The sequence below is a fragment of the Rhizobium hidalgonense genome, from assembly GCF_005862185.2.
Taxonomy (GTDB): domain Bacteria; phylum Pseudomonadota; class Alphaproteobacteria; order Rhizobiales; family Rhizobiaceae; genus Rhizobium; species Rhizobium hidalgonense.
The window spans coordinates 999,741-1,022,072 of record NZ_CP054028.1 but is presented as its reverse complement, the minus strand read 5'-3'; the positions used below and the strand labels follow the sequence as shown (position 1 = coordinate 1,022,072).

The 22,332-nt window shown below is 59.9% G+C and carries 21 protein-coding genes and 2 pseudogenes; 4 read left to right on the top strand and 19 right to left on the bottom strand.

Going from position 1 to position 22,332, the window contains the following annotated elements; genetic code table 11:
* Window positions 1-676 precede the first annotated feature (676 nt).
* Window positions 677-1,267 carry an SOS response-associated peptidase gene (locus FFM81_RS26015; protein WP_138386190.1) on the bottom strand — a complete coding sequence of 197 codons (591 nt, stop codon included), beginning with the start codon at window positions 1,265-1,267 and terminating at the stop codon, window positions 677-679.
* Between the two features lie 308 nt (window positions 1,268-1,575).
* Here FFM81_RS26015 and FFM81_RS33350 point away from each other — a divergent pair.
* Window positions 1,576-2,029: pseudogene (locus FFM81_RS33350) on the top strand (SOS response-associated peptidase family protein).
* Here FFM81_RS33350 and dinB read toward each other — a convergent pair.
* The 18 genes and pseudogenes from dinB to FFM81_RS25925 all read right to left on the bottom strand — a co-directional run bounded on the left by dinB (window position 2,026) and on the right by FFM81_RS25925 (window position 18,997).
* Window positions 2,026-3,114, bottom strand: coding sequence for a DNA polymerase IV (dinB, locus tag FFM81_RS26010; RefSeq protein WP_138386189.1), 1,089 nt, complete (start codon window positions 3,112-3,114; stop codon window positions 2,026-2,028). The pseudogene FFM81_RS33350 and the gene dinB sit on opposite strands and share 4 nt — an antisense overlap.
* Before the next feature lie 136 nt (window positions 3,115-3,250).
* Window positions 3,251-3,529 carry a hypothetical protein gene (locus FFM81_RS26005; protein WP_138386188.1) on the bottom strand — a complete coding sequence of 93 codons (279 nt, stop codon included), beginning with the start codon at window positions 3,527-3,529 and terminating at the stop codon, window positions 3,251-3,253.
* 9 nt (window positions 3,530-3,538) lie between these two features.
* Window positions 3,539-3,835, bottom strand: a complete 297-nt coding sequence (locus FFM81_RS26000; protein WP_138386187.1) for a DUF982 domain-containing protein — start codon at window positions 3,833-3,835, stop codon at window positions 3,539-3,541.
* A gap of 73 nt (window positions 3,836-3,908) precedes the next feature.
* Window positions 3,909-4,382, bottom strand: coding sequence for an Hsp20 family protein (locus FFM81_RS25995; protein ID WP_138386186.1), 474 nt, complete (start codon window positions 4,380-4,382; stop codon window positions 3,909-3,911).
* A gap of 460 nt (window positions 4,383-4,842) precedes the next feature.
* Window positions 4,843-4,980 (bottom strand): annotated as a pseudogene (locus FFM81_RS25990) (aldo/keto reductase); the annotation flags it as partial.
* Between the two features lie 85 nt (window positions 4,981-5,065).
* On the bottom strand, window positions 5,066-5,656 hold the full coding sequence (locus tag FFM81_RS25985) for a cysteine hydrolase family protein (protein WP_138386184.1): 591 nt from the start codon (window positions 5,654-5,656) through the stop codon (window positions 5,066-5,068).
* A gap of 54 nt (window positions 5,657-5,710) precedes the next feature.
* The gene (gene ggt, locus FFM81_RS25980; RefSeq protein WP_138386183.1) at window positions 5,711-7,303 is read right to left on the bottom strand and encodes a gamma-glutamyltransferase; all 1,593 of its coding nucleotides are present in this window, start codon (window positions 7,301-7,303) and stop codon (window positions 5,711-5,713) included.
* 33 nt (window positions 7,304-7,336) lie between these two features.
* Window positions 7,337-8,029: an ABC transporter permease gene (locus FFM81_RS25975; protein ID WP_138386182.1), complete on the bottom strand. Its 693-nt coding sequence runs from the start codon at window positions 8,027-8,029 to the stop codon at window positions 7,337-7,339.
* The gene (locus FFM81_RS25970) at window positions 8,026-8,739 is read right to left on the bottom strand and encodes an ABC transporter permease (RefSeq protein ID WP_097535927.1); all 714 of its coding nucleotides are present in this window, start codon (window positions 8,737-8,739) and stop codon (window positions 8,026-8,028) included. The genes FFM81_RS25975 and FFM81_RS25970 overlap by 4 nt, the downstream gene beginning before the upstream one ends.
* Before the next feature lie 74 nt (window positions 8,740-8,813).
* Window positions 8,814-9,665 carry a transporter substrate-binding domain-containing protein gene (locus FFM81_RS25965; protein WP_138386181.1) on the bottom strand — a complete coding sequence of 284 codons (852 nt, stop codon included), beginning with the start codon at window positions 9,663-9,665 and terminating at the stop codon, window positions 8,814-8,816.
* Window positions 9,666-9,757: 92 nt separating this feature from the next.
* Complete coding sequence (locus FFM81_RS25960) at window positions 9,758-10,429, bottom strand: GntR family transcriptional regulator (protein ID WP_138386180.1); 672 nt, start codon at window positions 10,427-10,429, stop codon at window positions 9,758-9,760.
* Between the two features lie 99 nt (window positions 10,430-10,528).
* Window positions 10,529-12,199, bottom strand: a complete 1,671-nt coding sequence (locus FFM81_RS25955) for an amidohydrolase (RefSeq protein WP_343073720.1) — start codon at window positions 12,197-12,199, stop codon at window positions 10,529-10,531.
* Between the two features lie 58 nt (window positions 12,200-12,257).
* Entirely contained in the window at window positions 12,258-13,745 is a 1,488-nt protein-coding gene (locus FFM81_RS25950; RefSeq protein WP_138386179.1) for an aldehyde dehydrogenase family protein, read from the bottom strand.
* The gene (locus tag FFM81_RS25945) at window positions 13,745-15,133 is read right to left on the bottom strand and encodes an NAD(P)/FAD-dependent oxidoreductase (protein WP_138386178.1); all 1,389 of its coding nucleotides are present in this window, start codon (window positions 15,131-15,133) and stop codon (window positions 13,745-13,747) included. The genes FFM81_RS25950 and FFM81_RS25945 overlap by 1 nt, the downstream gene beginning before the upstream one ends.
* Complete coding sequence (locus FFM81_RS25940; protein WP_138386177.1) at window positions 15,130-15,927, bottom strand: ABC transporter permease; 798 nt, start codon at window positions 15,925-15,927, stop codon at window positions 15,130-15,132. Before FFM81_RS25940 ends, FFM81_RS25945 begins: the two co-directional genes overlap by 4 nt.
* Complete coding sequence (locus tag FFM81_RS25935) at window positions 15,924-16,775, bottom strand: ABC transporter permease (RefSeq protein WP_138386176.1); 852 nt, start codon at window positions 16,773-16,775, stop codon at window positions 15,924-15,926. Before FFM81_RS25935 ends, FFM81_RS25940 begins: the two co-directional genes overlap by 4 nt.
* 4 nt (window positions 16,776-16,779) lie before the next feature.
* Window positions 16,780-17,820 carry an ABC transporter ATP-binding protein gene (locus FFM81_RS25930; RefSeq protein ID WP_138386175.1) on the bottom strand — a complete coding sequence of 347 codons (1,041 nt, stop codon included), beginning with the start codon at window positions 17,818-17,820 and terminating at the stop codon, window positions 16,780-16,782.
* 70 nt (window positions 17,821-17,890) lie between these two features.
* The gene (locus FFM81_RS25925; protein ID WP_138386174.1) at window positions 17,891-18,997 is read right to left on the bottom strand and encodes an ABC transporter substrate-binding protein; all 1,107 of its coding nucleotides are present in this window, start codon (window positions 18,995-18,997) and stop codon (window positions 17,891-17,893) included.
* A gap of 154 nt (window positions 18,998-19,151) precedes the next feature.
* Here FFM81_RS25925 and speB point away from each other — a divergent pair, with 154 nt between their 5' ends.
* The 3 genes from speB to FFM81_RS25910 all read left to right on the top strand — a co-directional run bounded on the left by speB (window position 19,152) and on the right by FFM81_RS25910 (window position 22,309).
* Complete coding sequence (gene speB / locus FFM81_RS25920) at window positions 19,152-20,198, top strand: agmatinase (protein ID WP_138386173.1); 1,047 nt, start codon at window positions 19,152-19,154, stop codon at window positions 20,196-20,198.
* 94 nt (window positions 20,199-20,292) lie between these two features.
* On the top strand, window positions 20,293-21,216 hold the full coding sequence (locus FFM81_RS25915; RefSeq protein WP_173883849.1) for a LysR family transcriptional regulator: 924 nt from the start codon (window positions 20,293-20,295) through the stop codon (window positions 21,214-21,216).
* Between the two features lie 145 nt (window positions 21,217-21,361).
* Window positions 21,362-22,309 (top strand): LysR family transcriptional regulator, encoded by a 948-nt coding sequence (locus FFM81_RS25910; RefSeq protein ID WP_246401251.1) that lies wholly within the window; start codon window positions 21,362-21,364, stop codon window positions 22,307-22,309.
* The last annotated feature ends 23 nt before the right edge of the window (window positions 22,310-22,332 follow it).

The window sequence follows — 22,332 nt, the reverse complement described above, 5'->3', positions numbered from 1 at the left end:
GCTCAAAGATGGCACATTTAGTGCTAACGTTGGGCCGCAGTAACACTCACCGCTCGTTTGGAGCCTACGAAAAATCTGCTCAAGATGGGTTCGTGCGGCAGGAATAGATAGGTCAGAGTGTTCTGGCGTTCGGGAACAATGCGCTCTCGCGGCGTAAGCACACTGGGGCGTGCGGAATTTGTGAGACAGCCATGCACTTCGGTAGTCAACCTCTGTGCGGCTCACTGACTGGTTGCAATCGTCAGACAGGCGACCACGATACTTCGTCTAACGCGGTCAGGCGCGGATCGACCCCGCGCCTGAAACCTGCTCGCAAGAGAGCCTCAAAGAGGCCGAACGGTCTACTTAGTATTCTTGTGGCTCTGCTCGCCTGCCTTTACATGCTGCTCATGGCTGCCGCCCTGCTTGCCAGAGGAGCTTGAACTCTTTTCCGACGCGCTTTTGCTGCTGGCGCCCGACTTCGAGCCGCCTTTTGACTGTGATCCGCTTGTAGATGGCATTTTACACTCCTCCGTACGAGATCGGGCTTGATCTCGAGTAGTCAACTTCAAATCTGTTAAACTGTTCCGCGTCTCCAAACGCGGCGGGAGCGTTTCCAATCTCGGCAAGTCGGCGAAGCTGAGCGCATGGTGGAGGCGCTGCGCGCGCACGATCGTCGCATTCGCGCTGTTCTCGCTCAGCCGACCTGCTCCACAGAAAGGCTTCCCAGGGGGAGGGGCTTGATCAACGATCTGGCGGAGACCGCTGGATCGAGCCACGCTCGCCATGCGTCGCGTTCCAGAATGACAATCTGACGGTCATGGTATGGCGCAATGTCCGGTCCCGGCTCCATCGTTAGCATGGTGAAGGCTTGGCCCACCTCCGGCGTGTCGCGCCAGATGCCGGCTACGCAGAAGATCGGCTCGTCATTCTTGGTGAACAGCCACTTGTCCTTGCGCTTCTTTTTCGGATCCTTGGAATCTGTGAACTCATAGAAGCCATCGGCGACGATAAGACAGCGATTGGACGTGAACTCCCGACCTTCCGATCGAAAATTGTAGACCGGCCGCTTGTTCGGCCCCGGCCAGCTCCAGCGCCGCTGCACGAGCTCGGCCTCGTCCTGGGCTCCCTCGATCGTCCGGACGATAGGACCGAAATCGGTGATCTTGATGTCCTCTCGAGCCTGGAGGTTCGGCGTCCCTTCGCCGGAGCGGATATTGATCTTCAGGTCGGCGAACTCCTCGACAACCGAGGCGACATCCACCATCAGCCGATAGTCATTGCACATTGCTCTTTCCTTCGAATGAAATCTCATCCTCGCAGCTGAGCCGCGTCAGATGCAATATGTGCTTGGATTGCACGCTCTCCAGCAGGACGAGCAGATCCGCGGCGTTCTTTGTCGGCAGGCCGCAAGCGGCCAACCTTGTGATTAGCGTGGTTTGGCGCCGAGGATTGCGGCTCCATCTCGAGCGTGTCGCATGGCCATCTGAAGTTCGGTCTCACCGACGCGCATTCAAGGAGATTAAACAGCTTTCCATCATTGGCACGATCATCAGATTTGTCCAACGAATTTGTTCTTGATATGTTTCATCCGTTATGAAAGCGACGGTTTTCCAGTCCGATGCACCTCGATGAGCGCCGCATCATCGTCGAACGCGTGACGAAGATGTGGAGATGGTGGAACTGCCTTGGCAGTTGCGCCCCCGCGATGGCGGACTGCGTGCCGAGAACATCGTCCGGATAAAAGCGTGAGCGTTTCGCCCCACCGCTTCCTGGTGCCGGCTTCGGAGTTTCGCCACAAGAAGTCCAGTTTTTCGCTTGCCAATAGCGACCGGTTCTTTTTTGGGAATCTGGCGGCACGCGAATGAGAACTGGTCGGAAGGGCCTATGCCATCCTGACGGTCGGGGCGAATGTTGACATCGCGCCGTTCCACGATCGGCAGATGGCGGTGCTCAACGGCCCGGCCCGAAATCCTCCGGCCCCTGTTGGCAGGGACGTTCCGAGTGAAGCACCACGCGGGCCGGCGCTCCGCCGATGCTGGCGGTCTAGAGGGCTAACCGCAACTGCGGCTCCGCGACAGGTGCTCGCCGTTCCAGCGAGGACAGGGTGACGCCGAGCAGACGGATGCCCTTGCGCGGCGGGAAGATCGGCGCGAGCAGCACGCCGATTATATCCTCGAGATCGGTGATTGCCGGCAGGGGTACTACAACCGTCTTGCTGCGGGTGATCTGCGTGAAGTCGGCATATTTTACTTTTAAAGTCACCGTCTTGGCGCCGATTTCATTGGCCTCGCAATAACCCCACACCTTTTCGATCAGCGGCCGAAGCCCTTCGCGGGCCGGCTCATAAGCGTGGACGTCCTGCGAGAAGGTATCTTCCGCGCCGACGGATTTGCGCACCCGGTTCGGCTTGACCTGGCGCTCGTCGATGCCGCGGGCAATGCCATGGAAATACGGTCCCGACTTCCCGAAATGTTCGACGAGGAACTCGAGCGTCTTCGCCTTGAGGTCGGCACCGTTATCGATGCCGAGCCGATGCATCTTCTCGGCCGTAGCCGGTCCAACGCCATGGAATTTCTTGACGGGCAGGGCCTCGACGAAGGCCGGCCCGTTCTTCGGCGTGATCACCGCCTGGCCGTTCGGCTTGTTCAGGTCGCTGGCCATCTTGGCGAGGAACTTGTTGTAGGAAATCCCGGCCGAGGCATTGAGCCCGGTCACCTGCTTGATCCTGGCCCGGATTTCCGTCGCGATTTCGGTGGCGATCTCCATGCCTTTGAGATTCTGCGTCACGTCGAGATAGGCTTCGTCGAGCGACAGCGGCTCGATCATCGATGTATATTCGGCGAAGATCTGGAGGATCTGCTGCGACACCGCCTTATAGACGTCGAAGCGCGGCGGCACGAAGATCAGCTCCGGACACTTTCTCTTCGCAGTCACCGATGGCATCGCCGAGTGGACGCCGAATACGCGCGCCTCGTAGCTCGCTGCTGCCACCACGCCGCGGGCGGCCGATCCGCCGACGGCAATCGGTTTGCCGCGCAATTCCGGATTATCGCGCTGCTCAACCGACGCATAAAACGCATCCATGTCCACATGAACGATTTTTCGGACGCGGGTCGAGTTCATATCGTTCATGGCGGCTTCAGCGATGGCGATGGCATCGGCTATTCATGCCGAAACAAAAAGAGAACATAGCAGGCTTCGCCATGATTTCAACCGGCAATCAAACGGCTCACAAAGGCGAAACGGGCCGCGTAGGTACGCGGCCCCATCAGATTTCGTAGCGCCGGTCGAGTTCCTCAAGCGCAGAGCAAACGTCATCGATCGAAACGGGCTCGGGCGTTCCTGGAATATGACGCAACGCCGGTCTTGAATCGAGCGCGTAAAAGTCCGATGCCCATGCCGCGAGGATTGCTCGCTTGTCGTCGGCTGAAATCGCAGGCGCATTCACCACATCCATTGGCCGCCGAAAATTCAGCCCTTGCGGCATGAGGACTGTCGGTCCCGTTGTGACAGCGCTGTTGATGATCTCCTGCACCACGGCAATCATCGGTACACCTCAACGCACGTGAGGGTCCCTGTCGCGCCGCAGACGGGAGAGTCCGATGGCGTCGACATCTGGTGCCAGCAGATCGTGTTTTTCGGCAAAAGCGGCGAACAGGCCACGCGCGGTTTCTGCTTCGATTTCACCCCGCAACGCAGCGCCGCATGCTTTGAGCGCTATGGAATGCGCGGTGTCTCTCTGCGCCGCCGGCCATTCGCTCAGATGTCGGTAGGCGTCCATCACTGAACGCACTTTTGCCGGAAAACCAAGACCGACAAGAATGGATATAGGCTCTCTGAACATATCGGACATCGCTCTCTCCTTCCTGAACCCGGATGTCGATGGGTGCCGTCGCAACGGCGCCCTTTTCAGTGGACGGCGTGGATTAAGCCGCTTTCTGCGCTTCGATCTGAGGCGTCGCTTCGGACCTCAGTGCCGCCGCACTTTGGATGGAGATTTTCCGCGGCTTTAATGCCTCGGGAATCTCGCGAACCAGATCGATCGAGAGGAGGCCGTTGCGCAAATCGGCTCCGTCGACGCGGACATGATCGGCAAGCTCGAACCGGTGCTCGAACGGCCGGGCGGCAATGCCGCGGTGTAGGTAGCCGTCCGCAGGAGCTTCCGGCTTCTTGCCGGTCACTGTCAGCAGATTGGACTGGTAGGTGATGTCGAGATCGTTCTCGGCGAACCCGGCCACCGCAATCGAGATCCGGTAACTATCATCGCCGGTCTTGACAATGTCATAGGGTGGCCAATCGCTGATTGAGCGGGCGCGCTGGGCGTTCTCGAGAAGATTGAAGACCCGGTCGAAGCCGACGCTCGACCGGAACAGCGGTGCGTAGTCGTAAGATGTTGCCATAGCCATATCCTCCTTGAAGCAACATGGGTACGGAAGCGCCGAAAGTCGGCGCTCCCAGCAAGGCCAGCCCTGTCGTCAGCGGTTGGCGGCAAACGATTTGGTTTCCGGAAATGTCGGTTTCAAGAGTGTCGTTGGAAAAAATTTCGACTTGCTTTCAGCGACCGCTGCTCAACCCAGCGGCGCCCACGACAATTGCAGCCGACTCCACGACCGGCGCCGTCGCATCCGCCGTGGTTTAGGGCGCAAAGGCGGTTTATAACAACAGCCTGTTCAAAATGCCTGATCCGAATGGTCGCCTCAGGCATGATGAGCACTTCCGTCAGAATTGTTATCGGCAAAGCAGAAGATGTTAGCATACGGACCTCGCTTTTGCGGTTGACTTCAACGCTGCACGGCTGGTGCCGGATTCGCTTGAGCCTGTTCGAGGCTTCTGCGACGCATTCGTGCCGGAGCGCGGTATCGCCGTGTCGATGGCGTTGAAACCGTGATCGACAAAGGCATCGAGCAGACGAAATCCTGTCTGCTCATCGACGTTCCAGCCGAAAACATTGCCGCCAAATACCAGGGGAGCGATGGAAAGGCCGGGTTGGCCAAGCATGCATTTGATTATGACCTTTTCTGACGTGGATATGAGTTTCGGACTTCGACGGCGTGGCCGACCGACCGCACTTCCTGCTAGTTGGTTAGATTTCTCGTGCGGCAAGCGATTCCGCTGTGGTCATGACTCTTGCGAAGCCCGCGGACAGTGTCGCGGTTGTGCCTGCCTTAATTGCCTCCTGCGTCGCCGTTTCCGACAGGTCGGGGCATCCGGTCGCATCGAGGAGGAAATCGACGAAGAAGTCGAGATCGTGGCCGTGCCTCGCCGTGGCCTCGCAGCAGAAGTTGGTCATGAACCCGGTCACGACGATCCGGTCTATCGACCGTTCCCGCAGCATTCGGTCGAGGCCCGTGCCGACGAAGCTGGAATAGCGTTGCTTGCTGATCGTCACGACACCGGCGGGAATCTTGAGCCGCGGGTCGTCCTCGACCTCTTCGGTGCCAGCGGCGAATCCAAGCTCGCCGGTCTCGCCGGTGAAATCGAACATGCGGCCGGCATCCGAGCCATCGGCGCGATGGACGTGGCGGATATGAACGACGAGATCACCCGCGGCCGCAGCCGCTGATATGATAGCATTAATGTTGGAAATCACTTCGGCATTGCCTGCGCAGTGCAAGGGCGAAGTTGGGTCGGTATAGACTTTCTGAACATCAATCACGAGAATTGCACGCGCCATACCTTTTTCCTTCTTTAGCCTGAGCCTATTCCATCCGCGCCGGGACGGTAACGTCTAAATTCCAAGCGCAATTCCGTCTTTCCGCGACTCCGATGCGCCGGTCAGGGTGCCATTCTCCCAGTCGATTCGGATCGCTTGCGCGCCGCCGATTGGGTCTTCTGCGGGCGAGAAGGTAAAGCCCCGCCGTTCGAGCTCGGCTTTGATCGCGCCATCAATCGTGTGCTCGGCCTCCACACGTGTTCCATCGGATGTCGGCATCACGCGTGGCAGATCGATTGCCTCCTGCATGTCCATGCCGTAATCGAGGACCTTGGAGATCAGGTGGGCATGGCCGAGTGCCTGATAGTAGCCGCCCATTACGCCGAACGGCATCTCCACCCGGCCGTCACGCGTCACCATGCCTGGGATGATCGTGTGCAGCGGGCGCTTCGCGGGTCCGACACGGTTCGGGTGGCCAGGTTTGAGCGAGAAGCTTTGGCCGCGATTGTGCAATATGACGCCGGAGCGTGGGGCGACGAGGCCAGTGCCGAAACTGTCGAAGATCGAGTTGATGAAGCTTACGGCATTGCGGTCGCGGTCGACGACCGAGATATAGACGGTGTCTCGGTGAAGTGGCATTTCGAACGGCGGCAGGTCGATCAGCGCCCTCTCCAGGTCGATCATTGCCGCGAGCCTGTCGGCCAGCGCGTCCGAGAGTAGCTCGTCTACCGGGACATCCGCCTTGTCCGGATCGGCGATCCAGGCATCACGGGCAGCATAGGCGAGGCGCGTCGCCTCGATCTCGATATGCAGCCGATCCGGCGATTGCGGGTCGCCCTTAGCGTCGAAGCGGCTGAGGATGTTGAGGATCAGGAGCGCGATGATGCCCTGGCCGTTCGGCGGGCATTCGTGGATGGTATAGCCGCGAAAATCGGTGGTGACCGGGGTCACGTATTCACCACGCGCATTGGCGAAGTCCTCCATCGTGTGGAGCCCGCCGAGCGAATTCAAATATGACACCATGTCCTGGGCAATCGGACCTTCGTAGAATGCCGCACGACCCCCTGCAGCAATGCGCTTTAGCGTTTCCGCCAGTTCCGGCTGTCGATGCACCTCGCCGATGGCAGGCGCACGCCCGCCTGGGAGGAAAATCCGTGCTGCCGTCGGGTCGGCGGCCAGCACGTTTTCCTCGATTGACCAGTCGCGATGAACGCGGGGCGTGATCGCGTACCCTTCCTCGGCAAAGCGGATAGCCGGTGCCAGCACGTCGCCGAGGGGAAGCCGACCGTGATCGGCGTGGAGACGTGTCCAGGCATCGATCGCTCCCGGGATCGTTACTGCTGCCGGCGACTGGCGTGGAACCGCCGTCAATCCGCGCTCTTCGAACCAGCCCGCTGTCAACGCCGCAGGCGTACGCCCCGAGCCGTTATAAGCGATAACCTTGTCCGATCCGTTGGCTGCATAGAGCACGAAACAATCACCGCCGATGCCAGTCGAGCCCGGTTCTACGACGCATTGCACCGCGCAGGCGGCAATCGCGGCATCCATGGCATTGCCGCCAGCCTCCATGATCTGCAGTGCCGCAAGCGTTGCTGAAGGATGCGACGTCGCCGCCATGGTATTCCGCGAGACTGCAACAGACCGTGTCGGCTTCTCGAAGTTGCGCATTTGGTTCATTCTCCTTGCCATTGTTGGTATGACTCAGGCCCGCGCCCGGTAAGGCGTAAGCCAGGCTTCGATCGCATTGAGCGCCGAGATGATTGTAAAGTTGAGGGTGAGATAGATGGCGCCGGCTGTGACGAAGACCTCGACGGCACGATAGGTCTGCGAAATCAGCCCTTGGGCGATGCCGGTGACTTCCACGAGCGTAATAATCGATGCAAGCGACGTCCCCTTGACCATCAGGATGATCTCGTTGCTGTAGCTCGGGATCGCCTGGCGCAGGGCCAACGGCAGGACGACGAGACGCAACGTGAGGTACCGTGACATGCCGGAAGCTGTAGCAGCCTCGACAAGGCCGCGCGGCACACCCTGTATCGCGCCGCGCAGGATCTCGCTTCCATAGGCGGCTGTATTGAGGCTGAGCGCAATGATGGCGCACCAATAGGGCTCGCGGAACAGCCACCAGAGCCCGATCGCCTGGAGCGTTAGCCGAAACTGGCCGAGGCCATAATAGATGAGGAAGATCTGCACCAGTAGAGGCGTACCGCGAAAGACCGCGACGAAGGCGCGGATGGGCCAAACCACGAACCGGTGATTGCCTTGCTGGGCAAGCGCCAACAGCAGCGCCATGATGAAGCCGATGCTGATCGAGGACGCGGCAAGCTGCAGGGTAAGCGGCAGGCCGGCGAGCAGGGCAGGGATGATTTCAAGAAAGAACGCGAGGTCGATCATGCGTGGACCATGCCCCGCCAAGCCCGGGCCTCGCCATAGCGGAAGACCGAGGCGGTCACGACGGCGATGACGAAATAGAGCCCGGCCGCCGCAATATAGAAGATGAACGGCTCTCGCGTCGAACCTGCGCCGATCTGCGCCTGGCGCATCAGCTCGACCAGTCCGATCACCGAGATCAAGGCCGAGTCCTTCAGCACCAACTGCCAGACATTGCCGAGCCCCGGTAGGGCATGACGCATCAACTGCGGCACGACGACGAGGCGCAGCGATTGAAACCCGGACAGGCCAAGCGCCTTGCAGGCGTCGAACTGGCCGAGATCCACAGCCTGGTAGGCGCCGCGATAGACCTCTCCCTGATAGGCGCCGGATATGATGCCAATCGCCAGGACGCCTGTCGCAAAGGTGGGCAGGCCGACGAAGCCGGCGCTGCCAAAGAACTTGCCAATCTGCGTGAGGGCGATGCTGCCACCGTAGTAAAGCAGATAGATCGTCAGCAGATCGGGAATCCCCCGGAACACCGTGCCATAGGCCTTGGCAAGTCCCGCCGGAACAAGACGCCGCGATAGCCTGCCGCCCGCGGAGAGCGCGCCGAATACGGCACCAAGGAGAAAGCCGAGAACGGATAGGGCAAGCGTGACACCGGATGCGACAAGCAGGGCGGCGCCCCAGCCGCCCTGTCCGAAGCCGAGGAAATGCAAGATATAGGTCATGTGATTCAAAAGCCTTTCAGCGCGCTGCCCGGCGCAACGGCTCGCGCCGATCTGCCGGGCAGGTCCGCCCGCGCCTACTTAACCGGCGTTACATCCGTCTTCACCCACTTCTCCGAGATGCGCTTGATGGTGCCGTCGGCGATCGCCTCGTCGATGGCTTTGTTCAGCATGTCCTTGAGCTTGGTGTCTTCCTTGCGCAGACCGGCACCAGTTCCGAGGCCAAACAGGCCACCCACGAAGCCGGGTCCCGCAACGGTGTAATCGGCGAATTCGGGCTTTGCGAGCGTTGTCGCAAGCGCCGTTTGCTGCGCGAACAGCGCGTCGATGCGGCCGGCCGCCAGATCGAGGTCATGCTGCTCGGTGGTCTTGTATTCACGGATCTCCACCGTGTCGCCGAAATATTTCTTCACGAATTCAAGCATTGCCGTTGCCGCCTGGACGCCGACAACCTTGCCCTTCAGCAGCGGTTTCAGCTTCTCGATTGCGGCCATGGATGCAGCCTCGTCGTCCAGATTGAACTTTTCGCCGGAAAGACCCAGTTTGCCCAGTTCACTGTCCTTCGCGACGGCGAAACTACCGGGATCGACGGCATAAGGTTGCGTAAAGTCGATGGTTTCCAGCCGCTTCTTCGTAATGAACATGCCGGCCATGATGACGTCGAATTTGCCGACCTTCAGCGACGGGATGAGGCCATCCCAATCCTGCGCGATGATCGTGCACTCGACTTTCATCCGTGCGCAGAGATCGTTGGCGAGGTCGATCTCCAAACCGTCGAGCTTGCCGTCGGCATTCGTGAAGTTCCATGGCGCATAAGCGCCCTCGGTCGCAATTGTTATGGCCTTTGGCGCGTCCTGCGCCAACGTGGGCTGGCCAAAGCCGAGCATACCGAGTACGGCCGCGACCGCGGCCAGGCGATGAATTTTCATGTGGTTCCCCTTTCATAGGCTGATCTAGCTGTTCCCGTCGCCTGCATCCGGTCTGTCGCCGGCTCGAGGCATTCCTGTCCGGCCGGTGTTGATCACCGGCTCGGAGTCACGAACTCGGCAAGCATTGGTGCTGTGCCGAGAATATGATCCTGCATCACCAGTTCTGCGTGGCGCGCATTGCCGGAACGTAAGGCCGCAATCACAGCGGCATGTTCTTCGCGCGCCGACACAGGCTTTTCGACATAGTCGAACCAGATGCGCATATAGGGTTCGATCACCGCATGCAGCGCCGAAATCTGGTGGATGAGCTTGGGTCTGCGGCTCAGCGCGCAGATGCGGCCGTGAAATTCCTGATGGCGCGCCACCCAGTCGCTGCCGCCGCTGTTCCCCGCGCGTTCCATGCGCTCAAGAAGGCGATCGAGTTCCTCGAGTTCCTCTTCGTCGATCCGCGGCATCGCCAACCGGACGGCAAGCCCTTCCAGCACGGAACGCATTTCGAAGATCTCATAGAGCTCATCGACCGTAAGACCTGCGACAATGCAGCCTCGATTGGGACGCAGAACCACGAGCCCCTCTGACGCGAGGCGTCGAAATGCCTCGCGCACCGGCATCCGGCTCATGCCGATCTCAGCCGCAATATCCTCGGGGATCAAGCGTTCGCCCGGCTTGTAGCGGCCAAGCCGAAGAGCTCGCTGAATATGCAGATAGGCCTCTTCCTCGGCAGTGGAGGCATGCTTCCCAAATGAGGCGACAGAAGAAGACATCAAAACACCTGGCTTTTTGTATCCACTTATCCAATCATCAGCGTCCCTCTTCGTCAAGCTTCCCAAACGGTGATTTCAGGGCAGGCGAGGGTTCTTGGCTCACGCTGCATAGGTAATCTGCCCTCCGCAGATGGTGTAGCGCGGCGCAACGTTGTCCATCTCGGCGGGGTCAATGGCCTGAAGGTCGTGGTCCCAGACCACGACGTCGGCGACGAAACCCGGTTTCAGCTGGCCTTTCCAGCTTTCGGCGAATTCGGCATAGGCGCCCCGGACCGTATAGGCATCCAGCACCTCCATGAGTGTCAGCCGGTTGTCCGGCTGGTCGTCGGTCCAGGGCTTACGGGTCATGGCCGAATGCATCGACAGCATCGGCGACACCGGAGAGACCGGCCAATCCGTCGAGAGGATCAGGTCGATTCCGGCGTCCCTGATGGCACGCCAAGCGTATGAGCGCGCCCAATTCTCGCGGCCGATGCGCGACAGCGTCGGTTCGAGCGGCAGGCCCATCTGCCCGGGTGGAACAGTGGGCTGCATGGAAGCGACGATCTTGAGATCCGCCATGCGGGTGAGATCGGGAGCGCGCACCACCTCGATATGCTCGATCCGGTGGCGGCTGTCGCGCTTTCCATTGCTCGCCTGCGTCGCAGCGTATCCGTCGATCGTCCTGGCGACCGCGCCATCACCAATGGCATGGACCGCGAGCTGCAGGCCGCGCTTGTCCGCCTCGATACAGACGCGCTCGAAAGTGGCCTGGTTGAAACGCGGCTCACCCTGCCAACCCGGCCGGTCGGCATAATCGTGGTGCATGACGGCAGTGTAGGAATCGAGAACACCATCCATGAACATCTTGACGGTCCCGGAATTCAGCCACTCGCCCTTGAAGTCGGCCTGCATCTGCGCGGCCTTGTCCAACTGGGTGACGATGTCACCACCGGTATAATGGAACGGAACGCGTCCCCTGCAGATCAGCCCGCCCTCGGCCTGGATTTCCGACAGCAGCTCCAGCTGGTAGCGATTGCCATCCATGTTCTGGAAGCTGGTGATCCCGTGCGCCGCAAGGTGCTGAAGTCCACGCTTCAGAAGAGCGCGGTCATAAGCTCGGTCCGCAGGGCTCGGCGCCGGGTCGGGTTCGCCGCCGGTGCTGAGGCCCAGCAGATCGCGGCCGCCATTGGCGCCGAGGGCGATGACGTCGTCGAAGGCATAATGTTCGCGTAGCTCACCTGTCGCCAGGCCGTCCTCGCCCATCACGATCTCATTGCCGGGTGGAAGGGTGCGGCCCTCCAGAATGCCCGCCTCTGTCAATGCGACCGTGTTTGCCCAGATCGTGTGGTGGTCCGGCGCCATCACAGCCAGCGGTCGGTCCGCCAAAATCGAGTCGAGAACGTGGCGGTCCATACCCCCGCTTTCGGCGAGAATGGTGTAGTCGCACCCATTGACGAGCAGTAGGCGCTCGGTCGCCTTCGATGCCGCGTAAGCCAGTATCGCCGCCTTCATCGCCTCATATCCCTTGACTTCGAACAGCGAGAGTTGGTCGAGTTCGCTCGATCCGCCGAACAAGTGGATATGGCTTTCATTCATCCCGGGCGTGACCGTTGCACCACCTGCATCGATCACATGAGTTGCGGAAGCGCGATAGGCGGCAATCTCGCGGGCGCTGCCCACGGCCAGAATGCGGCCGCCGGCGATCGCAATCGCTTCCGCCGTTGGCTGGTCCGGGTTCATGGAGAGAACGCGGCCGTTGGTAATGATCATTTCTGCTGAAGCGGTCACACTGTTTCCTCTCAAAGGTATACGACGGATCGACGTCGTCCTGATCGCCAAAGGGCGCTCAAGACGCACTGGTGATGTGTTTGACTCCGCGATAGGCTGCTAATCCCCATGGGCCGAGTTCACGACCGATGCCGCTCGCCTTGAATCCACCCCAGACGGTGTTGGGGAAGATCATCTGGGGCGTGTTTATCCAGACATGGCCAGCGTCGAGGCGGCGTGCCACCGCCGCCGCTGTCTCGCCGTCGGTTCCGACGACGGTGGCGGCCAGTCCGAAGTCGGTGTCATTCGCCAGGGCGACCGCCTCGTCGGTGTTGCTGAAACTACGAATCGCGAGCACCGGCCCGAAGATCTCTTCTCGCCACATAGGATGGTCAGTGGGTACGTCGCGGTAGATGGAGGGTTTGATGAAGAAGCCCTCCCGGCCAGTGATAGCTTCGCCGCCTGCGATGCAGTCCAGCCCGTCGACGCGTGCCTTCTCCAGAACGGCCGCCACCTTGGCAAACTGCTCACGGGTCGTCAGCGGTCCAATTTGCGCGCCGGGATCTTCGTAACCGGCCACCAGAAGCTGATTGGCCTTGGCAACAAGGGCTTCCGTGAAGTCGTCGGCGATCGTGTCAGCGACGAGGAGACGGGAGGTTGCCGAGCACATCTGGCCGCAATTGAAGAAAATCCCCGCAGCAGCAATCTCAACCGCCTGGGAAATATCCGCATCACCGAGGACAACGATGGGGGATTTTCCACCAAGTTCGAGCGACACGGGAACAACGCGCTGAGCGGCTGCCGTCATGACCCGACTGCCGGTCGCGTTCGACCCGGTGAAGGAAATCTTCCGGATGCGTTTGTCGGCGCACAATGCTGCGCCGATATCGCCGCCGCCGGGCACGATGTTCAACACACCGGCCGGAAGGCCGACCTGCTCTGCCAGATCGCCATAGATCAATTCCGCCAGCGTTGTGAATTCCGAAGGCTTCAGGACGGCGGTGCAACCTGCCGCCAGCGCCGGCGCCAGCTTCCATGCTGTCGTTACCATCGGGAAGTTCCAGGCGACAATCAGGCCGACCGGCCCGATCGGCTCGAAGTGGGTGGCGCCCGTTAACGCACCGTCTGCCAACTCTACGGGCTGGCCCTGCTGGGCGTCCAGATGGTCGGCGAGGCCGGCATAGTATTCAAATGTCGCGGTCGCATCGTCGACATCGATTTCAGCCTCGTATCGCGGCTTTCCGTTGTTGAGTATCTGCAGGGCGACAAGGTGGGACTTCCGTTCCTTCAGCCTCTTGGCGATCGCACGCAGAAAGCCGGACCTCTCGCGACCGCTCGTCCGCCTCCAGTCCTCGAAGGCCCGCGCAGCCGCCTTGCTCGCCTCCGCCACCTGCTCGACGGAGGCCGGCGTGAAGGTCGCGAAGGTTTCGCCGGTGGATGGATCGACGGATAGAATGGACGCTGCACCATGCCCGGCATGCCAGCGGCCATCGATGAACACGCTTTCCGGACGGTCAAGAAGAGCAGAGGGGATGTACAGATTGGGCGGAAGGGAGAATGTCGTCATTACAGCGGGAACCCCATTTTATGGACCATGTTTATCCAGTGTTTGCGCCATCCGCCCTTCTGGTCGACATCGTCGAGTGCATGCATAGTCAGTTTCGCGCCTATCCAGCGGAAGGGTTCTGGGGGGATCCAGTTCGGTAAAGTCCGGGCGAAATCGAGGTCCAGATCAGGACCCGATTTCCCATCCAGAATGTCAAGTCCGATGGACGCGCCAAAGCGCGTTGCCGTGACGCCAAAACCGGAATAGCCCCCTGCATAAATAGCTTTGCCCCCGTAATACCGCTGAAAATGCACGGCAAGGCGCATGGTGAGGTCGATCGGACCAGACCAGGCATGGGTGAACTTGATGTCTGCGAGTTGGGGGAAAGTGGTAAAGAAGTTGCCCGCGAGCCGGTCATAGGTCTCGATATTGCGATCGTCCGCTGGGTCCGGGTTGTTATTGAAGAAGTAGCCCACGCGACCCCCGAAGATAATCCGGTTGTCGCGCGTCAGCCGCATATAATTCAGCTGCGTTCGAGTGTCGTAGACGCCTTGGCGATTCTTCCAGCCAAGCCTCGAGAGTTGCTCTTCTGTCAGCGGCTCGGTCGCCAGAACGCGGTCTCGTGCCGACACGATGCGCGTCTTGATGTTCTTGTGGCCTGCATTCCAGGCGTTGGTAGCAAACAGGACCTTCGGAGATTTGATCTGGCCGTCATGCGTGACGATGGTCAACATTGTGCCATTGTCTTCCACAACGGTCATCGGCGTGTGCTCATAGATGCGCACGCCCAGATTAAGCGCCGTTCGCTTCAGCCCCCAGGCTAGCTTCGCGGGGTGCACAATTCCGCTGCGCTCTCTCGACCACATGGCGCCTTCGAAGAGCGGCGAAGCGAGTTCCGCTCGCGTTTCCTCGCGATCCATCAGAACCACGTCGTGGCCGTAACGCTTGGCGAGATCGAACTCTTCGCGCAATTTGCTCATACCCGAGGGGCCCACGGCCACCGTCATCTCGCCCGACCATTCCAAATCCGCATCGATCGCATGATCCTGGATCGTCTTCGTCCAGCCATCGAGGTTGTCCTTGCCAAGTCGCTCGAGCGCTGGCAGATCTTTGGGAAAGATGCGGCTTGCGTTGGAGAGTCCATGCATCACCGAGGTGGAAACGATACCACCCGGTCTCCCGGAAGCACCGTGGCCGACCTTGCCGGCCTCAATAATGATGACATCCCGGCTCGGATTCGCCTGTTTGGCCAGAATGGCGGCCCAGAGTCCGGTGAAGCCGCCGCCGACAATGGCAAGGTCCGCATCGGTACGCCCCACGAGGTGTCTTTCGCTATCGGGAGCGAGCGGGTTGTCGAGCCAGAAGGGATAGAGCGTCGCATCGGCCAATGCCTTAGGAATTGCAGTCATTTTGTGTGTGCTCCCAGCAATTTCGGGAGGTCCCCAAAACGCGCGACCAGCGAGAAGATGACGATGGTCAGGATGACGAAGAAGATCGAGGCGGAAGCCATAACGGGCGTGTAGCCGTAGCGGAGCGAGTTGAAGATCCGCATCGGCAATGTCTCCAGAACGGCGCCGACCGTCATGTAGGCAATCAGATATTCGTTCAGGGAGACGACAAAGGCGAAGGCGAAGCCGGAGATCAGGTAGGGCCGAACCAAGGGAAAGACGACGGTGCGCAGAATTACGCGGTTGTCGGCACCCATGGTCGCGGCAGCTTCCGGCAGGCTTGCGTCGAGGGTGCTGAAACCAAGCGTCAGGGAGACGAGCGGCAGGGACACGAGAAAGATGCCGTGACTGACGATGACGGTAAAATATTGCCCATAGAGGCCGGTTTGGGTCCAAAAGGACAGGAAGCCAAGCGCCGTGATCACCGGCGGCAGAAGAAACGGAGCGAGGCCGATCGTGGTGACGACCTTTACCCAGCCCAGCCGGTAGCGCCAGATGAACCAGGCGATCGGAAAGGCGATCACGACGGCGAAGGCGGCGGAGGATGCCGCGATGATCGCGCTGTTGAGTATGGCGTCTGACCAGTCGGACGAACGGAAGAGATCTCCATACCAGCCCAGATTGAACCCCTGCGGCGGGAAGGTCAGCGACTTCTTCTCGTTGACGGAGACGCCGAACACGACGAGCAGTGGCGCTGCCATTATGATGCCGAGCAGGCTGAAGGCAATGCGGCGAAGGGAGACCTGGCTTATCATGCGCGCTCCTTGCGACCGAATTGCACGACGGTGATCACGATCAGAAACGTCACGATCACCAGGAACACTGCAAGCGTTGCGGCGAAGGGGATATTCGACTGCACAAGCGCCTGGTCGCTGATGGCGACCGACAAGGTCCAGTGCTGGGGACGGCCCAGGATCTGGGGCATCAGATAGGTACCGAGCGTGAAGACGAGCAGCATGAGAAAGGTCGTGACAATGGTGTTGCGCTGCATGGGCAGCACGACGCCGAAGAAGGTCCCAAGTGGCGACATGCCGAGCGTTCGTGCGGCTTCCTCGATATGCGGATCGACCCGCGACAGGATCGGATAGAGCACGAGAACGGCATAGGGGAAAGCAGTGTAGACGACACCAGCCACGAGAGCCGCGAGGCCTGGCGTATAGGAGGCCGGCTTATCGATGAACCCGATGAAGACGAGAAAATTGCTGATCCCCGCCGTGCGCGACAAAAGTGTCGACCAGGCAAAACCGGTAATCGATTCAGACAGCGACAGGATTGAAAGCAGGAAGATCAGCCAGCAGATCTGCGTTGCCCGCGGTGCATTGACCAACAGGTAGGAGAAGGGAAAGGCGATGACGATCGCGATGGCGGCTACGCCGAAGGCCAAGCCGAAGGTCGCTAGGAGCAAACCCATGAAGAAGGGACTGAGCAGGCGCTGGTAGTTCGCAAGCGTCAACGTGGTTTCAGAGGCGCCAAAGCTTGAATTCTCATGAAACGACGTCAGGACCATCGTGCCGAAGGGCACCACAAAGAACACGACCAAAAGCACTGCTGGTAAGATGATCGGTAGATAGCCTGCAATTGTTCTCGGACTTGAAGCGTTCATCGGATCACCTCAGAACAACGCAGGTGGCGCCGTTGACACGAACGTGGACGGGCCGACCCACTGTCAGACCGCTCTCGTGCCGAGAGGGGAGGGCGACAACAACGTCCTTTTCCATGCCCTCGACGGCAACGTTGACCTCGATCCCGGACCCTAGGTGGCGCGCGAAGGCAATATGGCCGAAGAAGCTGCTGTCGTTGGCCTCGTCGTGAAGTGCCAGATCTTCCGGGCGGACAGAGAAGGTGAAGGCGCCCGACGCCGGCGCATCGCTGATGGTGACGGTGCCGCCGGGGACGCTGACCCGCCCGGGCGACACGACACGGCCCTCGATCAGGTTTGCCGCACCGATGAAATCCGCCACGAAGGCGTTAGCCGGGTTGCGGTATATCTCAAGCGGCGGAGCGACTTGCTGGATTACGCCGCCGGACATCAGCACCACCAGGTCGGCGGTCGTCATCGCCTCCTTCTGGTCATGCGTGACCAGAAAGGTCGTAATGCCGAGCTCCTGCTGCAGGCGCTTGAGCTCGACCTGCATCGCCTCGCGCAGCTTGGCATCAAGCGCCGACATTGGCTCGTCGAGGAGGAACAGTTTGGGTTTGAGTGCCAGGGCGCGGGCGATTGCTACACGCTGGCGCTGGCCACCTGAAAGTTGCGTGATGGACCGGTCGGCCACGCCCGGCAGGTGAACGAGAGCAAGAAGCCTTTGCACCTCGGCCTTCTGGACATCCTTCGACGCCCCGCGAATGCGCAGGGCGAAGGCGATGTTCTCACCGACGGAGAGATGGGGAAAGAGCGCAAGCGACTGGAACACCATACCGAAATCGCGCATGTGCGCGGGTACGTTTGTGATGTCACGCCCGTCGAGAAGGATCTGTCCCTTCGTCGCATCCTCTAGGCCCGCGATGATCCGGAGCAGTGTGGATTTTCCGCAGCCGGATGGCCCCAGAAGGCACAGGAATTTCCCATTCTCCACATCGAGGGAAATGTTGCTCAAGGCGGTAATGGGCCCATAGGCCTTGTTGATTTCGCGGATAGCCAGTCCGGACATGTCGTTCCTCCGGCAGGGCGCGCCAAACCGTCGCCTGCTTTAAGGTTGCTCGCGGGAATGCAGTGGGGGGTCAGCCCTGCTGCATCTCTGTCCAGACCTGATTGATGAATTCCGTCTTGAGAGCCTGCATTTCGTAATGCGGCCTTACCGGATCGATGTTGGAGGAGACGGAATCGAATTCCTCGTCCGTTAGATCCATCGTTGACCGTTCGACCACCGGCGCGCAGCCGAGTTTACGGGCGAGCTTCGCCTGGGTCGAGGGCTGCGACATGTAGTCCATATAGACATAGGCGAGATTGAGCGAGGAAGCCGCAGCCTTCGTGACCGCCCACGTGCCGTAGTCATAGATGCCGCCTTCGATGGGCATGGTGGACCGAACGTGGAAGCCGTCCCGCACCGCCAACCTCGTCACGTCGTGGAAATACTGGCCCATTGGGATTTCACCCGATTTCAGCGCCTGTTCGAACTGGGCCTCGTCGCGATACCAGAGGCGGACATTCGGCTTGAGTTCGCCGACCTTGGCGCAGGCTTCCCGGATACCATCGTCGGTGTCGAGATGCTTGATACCGCCAAAATAGACCTTAGCGGCCACTTCAAGGAGGTAGGAATTACCGACATTGGCCAAAAGCCCCAAGCTGTCCTTGTATCTCGGGTCCCAAATGTCCTTCCAGGACGTTGGGGCTTTCGGGTAGACGTCGGTGTTGGAAACCAGCGTGACATACCAGCTCGTGGCACCGATCGCGATGATCTCGCCGTTGCTATTCTGGCGGACCAGAGCCGGCTTGATGTATTTAATGTTCGGAATCTTCTTCGGGTCGAGTGGTGCCCAAAGCCCGGAGTACGCACCCCGGATGACGGGAACGCCCGCCATCATCGAAATATCAACCGGCGACTTGCCCGCTTTGGCTGCCTGCTCAAGTTGGATCAGCCAGACCTCGCCGGTGGGCTCACCCACGCTTTCAATTTGAATGCCGGTAGCCGCCGTAAAATCCGGAAAGATCTCTGCGTCGAACGTATCCTGGAAATAACCACCGTAAAGGCCGACGCGCAGCTTTTTTTCCTGCGCCCGTACGATATTGGGGAAACCGGTGACGAGAGGCGCCAGACCGAGACCTGACAACCCCTTCAGCACGCCACGTCGCCCGACGGATCCCTTTGCGATGTTTTCAATAGACATGACGTTCCCCTGCTTTTCGTATTGATTAGCGGAGATGGTTACCGATCACGCGGCGTGAATACATTACAATATCCGCGCGATCACTTCGGGAAAATCCGAACTACTTCTATGCTTCCTCCCATTAAGGTCGCCATGTTCAAGGGAGATTTTATAAGTGGTAGACCAAGCGCATCTCGACGCACTTCGTGGCAAGTATGGAGACGCCTCCGGCGGTGACATTTTCGACCCGCATTTTCGGGAGGTTGCCCAGTCGCAATTCAGCGGTGGCGACAAGCGTAAATGGCCGTTCGCCGGCATTCCGACACTCCTCGACGCCCGTAGTTTGCCAGAGGGCCAGGACAATGCCGATTTTGGCGGACTGGATATCGCACTGGTCGGCGTGCCCATGGATCTGGGCGTGACTAATCGTAACGGAACGCGCTTTGGCCCGCGCGCCCTACGCACAATCGAGCGCATAGGCCCCTATGACCATGTCATGCGTACGTCTCCGATGAGCAAAGCCAAAGTCGCCGATATCGGTGACGTGCCATTGCTCAGCCGCTTCGATCTCGCCCAGTGCCACAAGGATATTGAGGCTTTCTATCGTCGCCTCGTTGTTGCGGGGGTGCGGCCTCTCAGCGTGGGCGGCGATCATTCCATCACGTCGTCGATCCTCAAGGCGCTCGGTGAAAAGGAGCCGGTCGGTCTCATTCACATCGACGCCCATTGCGATACCGCCGGGCCTTACGAGGGAACCAAGTTTCAGCATGGAGGGCCGTTCCGCCTGGCCGTTCTGGACGGCGTGCTGGACCCGCGCCGTACGATCCAGATCGGCATTCGTGGCCCAGCCGAATATCTGTGGGAGTTCTCCTATGAGAGCGGCATGACCGTGATCCACGCCGAGGAAGTGGGCGAGGCAAGCCTGCCCCGCCTGATAGAAAGAGCACGCGAGATAGTCGGCAACGGCCCCACCTATGTCTCGTTCGATATCGACAGTGTGGATCCGGGCTTCGCTCCGGGTACGGGGACCCCAGAGGTGGGTGGCCTGCAGCCGCGCGAAGTGCTGCAGATCCTGCGCGGCCTGAATGGGCTCAACATCATTGGTGGGGACGTGGTCGAGGTCGCGCCGCAGTATGACTCAACGACCAACACGGCACAGATAGCCGCTCAGGTCTTGCACACGATCCTGTGCCTCATGGTCAATAGGGGTCAGGGGGCGTAGCCGCGTCGAAGCAGTCGCAAGTTCAAATCATATGAAGCCGCCACTCGCTCCTCTGAGTGCCCGCGCGTCCGCGGCCGGGGGAGTTTGCGATCCCATGCGTTTGGTGCAATCTATCGTAATGAAGATATCAGGATCCGACCTTCACTTGCTACGGGTATTCGAAAGCGTCGTTCGCAACGGCGGCATATCTGCCGCACAAATGGAGCTTTCGCTCAGTCAGCCCACCATCTCCAATCATCTCACGGCGCTCGAACAACGCGTTGGCGTCAAACTGTGCGGACGCGGACGTCGCGGGTTTTCCCTGACGGAAGAAGGACGTCGCGTCTACGATATCAGTCTCGAGCTGACCGGAATGCTGGACGCGAGCTCGGCGCGTCTCTCCGGCCTTCGAAGCGCCCTGTCAGGAAGGGTGAGTGTTGGTATCGTCGACTGCATGGCGACCGATCCGCGTCTGAAGATCTGCGAGGCGATCGCGGAGGTCTCTCGGGTTGCGCCGGAAATTGAGCTCAACCTGAAGATCATGCGGCCGAACAACATTACGAGGGCGGTCGCTGAAAACGAAGTCGATATTGGGATAGGCGGCTCCAGCATTAAAGTCGCAGGCCTCGTTTACCGCAACCTATACCGCGAGGAACATGCCGCTTTTTGCGGGGCCGTTCACCCCCTCTTCCACGTCGCTTACGACACTATCACAAGTCCCGATTGCTACGCCTATCCCTGGGTTCACCGCGGCTATTGGAACGGTAGCAGAGGTCACCGCTTCGCCAATTCTGTTCTCAACAGCGTAGCCTTCGACATCGAGGCCGAGACGTTGATGGTGCTGTCAGGAGCATTTATCGGTGTCCTTCCGGTACACTATGCGAGCGTGTTCGAGGAGCAGGGTCGCCTGCGCAGACTTCCCGTATCTGAAGAGGATTATTTCGCCGACATCGAACTCGCCACACGCGCGGGAGAGCAGGCCGCCAATGTCGGATATGTGGCTGACGCGATCGTGAAGGCGCACGAATTACATTTGTAAACCTCAATGTATCAGTTTTTCGATTGGTATTCTTGATATCGCCGCTGTCGATCTAGCTTAGCGCCCAAGCGGGCTGAGCATGGGCGCCACAGCGACCAGTCCACGGCCGCGTATTGATCGCGCGAAGCGATGAAGGAGGCTGCAGATGCTGAAATGCGAAGGCAACGCGCGTAACCAGATTTCGGTAGACAACGCCGACATCCGCCTCATTCGCATCTTCATCAGGGTCGTGGAGGCCGGCGGTCTGTCTGCGGCCCAGGCTGAACTGAACCTCTCCCTATCTACGATATCGGGCAAGATAACGGCGCTTGAGGAGAGGTTGGGCGTGACGCTCTGCAAGCGGGGGCGGAGCGGCTTCCAACTCACTGACAGCGGACGTCTGATTTTTGAGGAATGCCAGCGGCTTTTCAGCTCCCTGGACCAGTTCGGCCGCAAGGTCTCGGGGTTGCGATCCAACCTCAGCGGCAACCTCGCCATCGGCCTCGTCGACAATACCATTACGGACCCGCAGTCGCCGCTGGTGGGGACGATTGCCAAACTCACTGACGTCGCGCCGGCGCTCCACCTCACCATTGAGGCCAAGTCGCCGGGCGAGCTGCTGCGCGACGTCGTATCGCGAAAGCTCGACCTCGTCGTCGGCAGTTTCCCGCGCATGGCACTGGGGCTCGCCTATATCGATCTTTACGACGAAGTGCAGAATTTCTACTGCGGCGTGGGTCACCCTCTGTTTTCCATGCCGGACGAGAACATCGACATCGAGGAGGCGCGGACACACCGGATTATCGGGCGCAACTACTGGGCCGCGCGGGACATCAAGATTTTCGCGATAAGCAGTCCGCACGCGACCGTGTCTAGCATGGAGGCCGAGGCTTTCCTGATCCTCTCGGGCTGCTATCTCGGCTATCTACCCGAGCACTATGCGGCCCAGTTCGTCCGCGCCGGCCGGATGCGAGTGATCCGGCCGAACCTGTTTTCCTACAAGGCCAAGTTTCAGGTCGCGACGCTCGAGGACTGGCAAAGCCGGCCGATCGTGAGGACCTTTGTCGATGTCATTAAGAGCGCGACGAACAAGGGGATGGTCCGAGCCGCATAGACCAATCCCCTGTGATACGTGAC